Source organism: Mesorhizobium sp. WSM4829, from assembly GCF_055811475.1.
In genome coordinates this window covers 1-5754 of sequence record NZ_JBVVQJ010000080.1, presented here as the reverse complement: position 1 = coordinate 5754, position 5754 = coordinate 1, and the positions used below count along the sequence as shown (strand labels likewise).

Here is a 5754-nt window from a genome sequence, read left to right as displayed (position 1 = left end):
CGCCGCCGGCCAGCAGATTTTCCAAGCTGGCGATGAGGTACATCTCGACTGGCTGCGCTCAGACGTTCGCTTTGTCACTGCGTGAACGCGCTGAGAGGGAATGCCGATGAAGACGCTTTAGACATTGGGCCGAATGCCCATCGTGCTCACTGGGCCTGCTCTCGCCGTTTTGCTGGTTGTCTTCGGCATACCGATTATCCTATTGTTTCTGACCAGCCTCAATGCGCCGACCTTCTCGCTTGTCAGCTATCAGGCCTTTTTCGGCCAATCCGCGAATATCCGCGTGCTCTATCAAACCATCGAGATTAGCGTGGTGGCCACGGCAATCTGCCTCCTCATCGGCTATCCCACAGCCTATCTTATTGTGGCCGCGTCGAAGCGCCTGCGCATCGCGCTCATTGTGCTCGTCCTTGTGCCTTATCTAGAGCAGATTCGACTTATTCCGGGTCATATCCGGCTGCTGCGAAATAATGCCAGCATTCCTCGGCGCTGAACGCCGAGAGGCAGTTGGCCACGACTGACCAGAGTTCGTCGATGGTTCGGGCTGCAGCTTTTCTCAGGAGGGCCTTGAGCTTGGAGAACGCCATCTCGATCGGGTTGAAGTCAGGCGAGTATGGCGGCAGGAACAGGAGCCGCGCGCCAGCCTTCTCGATCGCCTCGCGCACGCCGCTGATCTTGTGAGCCGGCAGATTGTCCATGACCACGATGTCGCCGGGGCGAAGTTCGGGTGCGAGAACCTGCTCTGCATAAGCGAGAAAGGCCGCGCCGTTCATGGGACCGTCGAGCAGCATCGGCGCCGCCATGCTGTTCAACCGCAAGCCGGCCGTGAAGGTCGTGGTCTTCCAGTGACCGTGAGGCACGGCCGCCCGACACCGCTCGCCACACGGACTGCGTCCGCGCAACCGCGCCATTTTCGTGGATGCCGCGGTCTCGTCGATGAAGATCAGCTTCTCGGGGTCGAGATCGAGTTGACCATCGAACCAGGCCCTGCGGCGGCGCAGGACGTCGGGACGCTGCTGTTCGGCGGCGTGCGCCGTCTTTTTTTGAACGTGATGCCGCGCCGGTCGAGGAACAGCCATACGGTGGACGGCGCTACCCGTACGCCCCGCTCGGCTGCAAGGCGTTCACCGATCTCGGCAAGTGTGATGTCCGCCGTCTCCTCGATCAGGCCGAGAACGAAGGCCTCGTGCGCGTCGAGCTTCGAACGCGACGGCTGGCCTTGCCTGCGCGCCTCCATCTCGCCGGTCTCGCGATAGCGGCGATACCAGCTTCCCGCCGTCGAAATCCCGATCCGGAAGCGACGCGCAGCCTCCCGCGTCGATAAGCCATCCTCAATGGCCGCAATCACCCGCCCGCGCAGGTCGGCGCTCAGGCTCCTTGTCATCCTCACCCCCTCGCAAATCACCAGGAGCAGTGAATCAGACGAAACCTACCGAGTGAATCCCAAAACCGACTCTGCGTTCATCGAAGATGCTCTAACCAGTGGATTGGTGCGGACCTATGCATGGATCGTGATACTTGGCGATCGCGGCCTGATCAACAATCTGCTGCTCGACCACGGGCTTATCTCCAGTCCGCTACCGCTCATCTACAACCGCGTGGCAGTTTATATCGGCATGGTTCACATTATGCTGCCCATGATGATCCTGCCTCTGGTCAGCGTCATGATGGGCATCGACAAATCGTTCATGGCGGCGGCTCGCAGTATGGGTGCGCGGCCCCCGGCGTGATGTAGAAGCCGAGGCAGATCACAAAGACCAACAGGGAGCCGCTCCGTACGCCGCACTCGGCGGGTTGGGAGACGCCATGCTGTCGACCTTCATCGCGTCGCAGGTCCAGACCTCCTTTGACATGGCGCGTGTTGCCGCCACGGCCTTTATCCTCCTGGCAGTCGCCATCGTCGTGCTCTCCGTCTTCGGGCTTGATCTTTCCGGTGCGCAGGGCCGCACGGCGCAATCAGCGCGGAAGTCTTGGCTGAGTCGGTCGCCTTCATTCGGCGTTATGAAACGCTATCTCGGCGAGATTCTCACTCACCGTCGGGCGAAGCGCTGGGTGGCGCAACTTTTCCAGGCCGGCCATGACAGCCGCTGGTCGAAGGTCGTCGGCGTGGTGTTCCTCGCGCTCGTCATGTACTACTTGTTGTTCCCGAGATTCTCGTCGTCATAATGTCATTCAGCGCGGGGAAGTATTTGGAATTCCCGCCCTCTGGCCTTTCGCTGCAGTGGTACCGATCTTTCTTCAGCGATCCGTCCTGGTATGCCGCCGCCTGGAACAGTATCCAGATTGGTGTTGTGGTCGCCACACTTTCGACCATCCTGGGCACGCTTGCTGCTTACGGCCTCAGCCGCACGCTTCCGCGGCTGCGTAGCTTCCTGACAATGGTGATCCTCACACCGATCACCTTTCCGGTCATCGTTGTGGGCATCGCGATATATCTCGGGTTGGTCAAACTCGGGCTGCTCGGCTCGATGACCGGCATCCTGCTGGCGCATACCATCGGCGCTATCGCCTATGTCGTCGTGATCGTCTCCGCTACGCTGGCTAATTTCGACCCGCGGCTGGAGCAGGCGGCCATGAGCATGCGCGCGGGACCGTTCCGGACATTTATGCGGGTGACGCTGCCACTGATCCGTCCGGGCATCATCGGCGGCGCCGTGTTCGCGTTTCTCACCTCGTTTGATGAGGTCGTAGTTACATCGCTGGTAGCCGGACTCTCGTTCCGTACGCTGCCTCTGAAGATGTGGGAGGACATTCGCCACCAGATCGACCCGACAATTGCCGCGGTGGCGACACTGTTGATCCTTTTGCCCCTGCTCGTTCTAAATATCCTCTACGTTGCGGGGTGGCGATCGACGCTGAGCCTTCAGCGCGCGCGCCCAGCACCCGCGGCTTGAGACGGCAGCCTACAGTGTCAGAGGTGGGTAGGCTCGATCCCGCAGGGTGAAGCGGCTCTTGACTCCGTCCACGACGACTGTGGCCGTTGGTGGGCTGAGGTGCAAACGCCTTCGATTAGTCGGTGGCTGGCGAACCGTCCTTCGGGCGCATGGAGGTGATCAACAAATTCATGACCCTGGCCGAACTGGTGCTCGCTCCCCACCGCCGGCTTGCTGCGCGACGGCATTCTCGGGCTCGATGACCCAAAACCGACGCGTCCGTCTTTGCCCTCGCGCGTCCGTCGCTCGGACAATCGAAGAGGGTAGGAGGAAATATGCTCGTCACAGCACTGGCGGTGCTATTCGCCAAGGCGGCGCACGCCAATGAGAAACTCAAAAGCGCCTCGTTGATGGAGGGGAGGTATGATGGGCATGCTCGAATTCGACGGACGGCCCTACCTTGACGGTCGCGCTTCGGATCCGCGTGCGCTCGGCTGGATGCAGGGCTCGCGGCCGCCAGCTGACAAGCAAATTACATTTGAGAGTGGCCGCTTTCTTGATTTCCCGCAGATCCGCTGGTCGCTGGCGCATATGCGCGAGCTTGCCGCGACCGTGAACGTGTGGCGCGGAGGGGGCGGGCCGTCGCCGCTCGATCGAAGCGACAAGGCCGCCGACATCGACGCGCTCACCTTCGTTGATATGAGCGGGCTCGCCCGCCGCTTGCATGACACGCTCCTCGAAACCTACACCGACGGCATCGTGGTGCTACATCGGGGGCGTGTCGTGTGCGAGCGTTACTTCGACGCCCTCGATCCGCACTTGCCGCATGCGTGCCGCTCGATCACAAAGTCATACGCGGGCACGCTCACCGCAGCGTTCGTGCACGAAGGGATCCTCGACGATAGTCAGGCAATTCCGCACTACCTGCCCGAGCTGCGCGGCACCGCCTGGGATGATGCCACGCTGCGCGAGGTAATGGATATGCAGACCGGTCTGGCGTATACGGAGGACTATGTCGATGAGCGCTCCGGCGCCAGGGCGTTTTCGCGCGCCGTGGGCTCGCGGCCGCGGCCGGTCGGTTATGTAGGGCCACAGACCATTTGCGACTACCTGCGCACGGTGCGCAAGGAAGGCGCGCACGGTGAGGCGTTCGTGTACAAAAGCGTCAACTCGGAAGTGATGGTCTGGGTGATGGCGCGCGTGACCGGCTGCTCGTTCGCGCAGCTGTTGCAAGAGCGCCTGTGGATGCCGCTTGGCTGCGAGGAGGACGGCTATATCCGCGTCGACCCGGTCGGCATGCCAATCGCCAACGGCGGCCTGAGCGCGGATTGCGCGGCCTCGCGCGTTTCGGTGAGCTGATGCGGCGCGAAGACGAGTGGAACGGAATGCAGCTTATTCCCGCGTCCGTCGTACATGACGTGCAAAAGGGCGTCGACCGCGCCAAGTGCCCCGACATGTCGCAGCCCGGCTACTCGTATCGCAATATGTGATGGGTGACCCACAACGAGTTGGGAGCGTTCGAGGCTCGCGCCATCCATGGACAGCGCCTGTATGTCGTGCCGGCCCGCGTCTCCCAGTCTCTGTCGCGACAGCAGTTGCGCTGAGCCGTGCGCAGCGGGTTCTTCTCGCCATAGCCGGCGCCGGTGGCCGCACCCACCTCTAGCTCCATCAGCCGCTCCGCGGCAAAGCCGATCATCTCGCGCAAGATATCGGCGTCGGGGTCTTCTCCACGAGCGTGCGCAGGTACGTCATGTGGTCGGTCATCGGTCATTCCTTCGAATCAGGCTGGTGTCCGCAACCCGACCTTACCGGGGAACATCGATGACCACCGCTACGCCGCCTCGCTCGCTTCAGCGCTGTCGAGGTCGCGCTCGCGAGCGGCTTCGTCACCGCCGAGCTACACCACTCAGCGGGGCACGACCGATCAGGTAACTTCATACTATTCTCGGTATGCCCATTCGGTGACTGACAATTTCCGGATCGAATGCACCATTGTCCGCCTCGACATGGCGTCTAAGCTCGGCCATCACATCCGGCAGGAATGGTTCTACGCGGCGCGATAGCAGGTTGAAATTCAGGAAAATCTGTTCAGCTGTCGACAGTAACGTTCCGTCGCCACGCACCATCGCTTGCGCGACATGGACTCGCTTTTCGTCAATGTCGGCTATCCAAGTAGTGATGAGCAGATCGTCGCCGCGCATCGCTTCTTTCTTGTAAGCGACTCGCGCTTCGGCGGTGACGAGGCCTGAGATCACTGACCTATCCGGGCTTAGACATATCGCGAAGTCGAGCCGTACATCCGCAGCGCGACTGAACGCTCCCAGATAGTGCACCATATGCATGTGCCCATATCCGTCGATAAGATCGTCGGTCACCATCGTTGCGAATTTTCGGGTTGCATCCATCTATTTGCCCAATCTCGTGTGGTCTTAGCAGATTATAGTGCCACCGTGATAACGCTTTGAACACGATGCCGCCAACCGGTAGCTTTTCATCAGTTCAATCTGTGCACTACCGCATCGAACAGGATCATAGGGCGGGTCAAGCGCGTCCGGTACCATTTGCGACGAAACCATTGACGCTGCACTTTCACCTTGATTACCTCGCCGCACTGAAGCGGTCGATCACAGTGACGATATCGTGGGCGCGCCAACACCGCCACCACCAACCCCGACCACCGTGAACAAGCCATAACCCTCAAGGCTCGGCGAACCAACGTTGCGGCTCGGACAAACGGCCAAAGGACTCCGGTCAAATCGGTCTGAACCTCAGATATTTTCGACTGCACGTCGCACTGCAATTAACCGCTTCTCCCATGCGTCGTCGGTGAGCTTCTTTGCGCGCGCTGCCAAAAGTTGCGGACGAAGGATGTCGCGCAGTG

At 60.9% G+C, this 5754-nt stretch carries 4 protein-coding genes and 2 pseudogenes; 3 read left to right on the top strand and 3 right to left on the bottom strand.

From position 1 onward, the window contains the following. Window positions 1-133 precede the first annotated feature (133 nt). On the top strand, window positions 134-493 hold the full coding sequence (locus AC0L17_RS33950; protein ID WP_473518917.1) for a hypothetical protein: 360 nt from the start codon (window positions 134-136) through the stop codon (window positions 491-493). Here the strand turns inward: AC0L17_RS33950 and AC0L17_RS33945 are convergent. Continuing rightward, a protein-coding gene (locus tag AC0L17_RS33945; protein WP_473518916.1) for an IS630 family transposase occupies window positions 438-1384 on the bottom strand; the annotation gives its coding sequence in 2 pieces (ribosomal slippage) (window positions 438-1045 and window positions 1045-1384; 948 coding nt in all). The genes AC0L17_RS33950 and AC0L17_RS33945 overlap by 56 nt on opposite strands. A 91-nt stretch (window positions 1385-1475) precedes the next feature. Here AC0L17_RS33945 and AC0L17_RS33940 point away from each other — a divergent pair. Together AC0L17_RS33940 and AC0L17_RS33935 are read left to right on the top strand one after the other, a co-directional pair. Continuing rightward, a pseudogene (locus AC0L17_RS33940) lies at window positions 1476-2894 on the top strand (ABC transporter permease subunit); the annotation flags it as partial. Between the two features lie 402 nt (window positions 2895-3296). Further along, window positions 3297-4232, top strand: a complete 936-nt coding sequence (locus AC0L17_RS33935; protein ID WP_473518915.1) for a serine hydrolase domain-containing protein — start codon at window positions 3297-3299, stop codon at window positions 4230-4232. Window positions 4233-4374: 142 nt separating this feature from the next. Here the strand turns inward: AC0L17_RS33935 and AC0L17_RS33930 are convergent. Then, window positions 4375-4637: pseudogene (locus tag AC0L17_RS33930) on the bottom strand (transposase); the annotation flags it as partial. Between the two features lie 170 nt (window positions 4638-4807). Continuing rightward, a complete protein-coding gene (locus tag AC0L17_RS33925; protein ID WP_473518914.1) occupies window positions 4808-5278 on the bottom strand; it encodes an acyl-CoA thioesterase in 471 nt (156 codons plus the stop codon). Window positions 5279-5754: the final 476 nt, after the last annotated feature.

Excerpts from the sequence above, each read along its gene's own strand:
- AC0L17_RS33950 (WP_473518917.1), top strand. The coding sequence starts at position 134 with ATGCCCATCGTGCTCACTGGGCCTGCTCTCGCCGTTTTGCTGGTTGTC.
- AC0L17_RS33925 (WP_473518914.1), bottom strand. The coding sequence starts at position 5,278 with ATGGATGCAACCCGAAAATTCGCAACGATGGTGACCGACGATCTTATC.
- AC0L17_RS33935 (WP_473518915.1), top strand. The coding sequence starts at position 3,297 with ATGATGGGCATGCTCGAATTCGACGGACGGCCCTACCTTGACGGTCGC.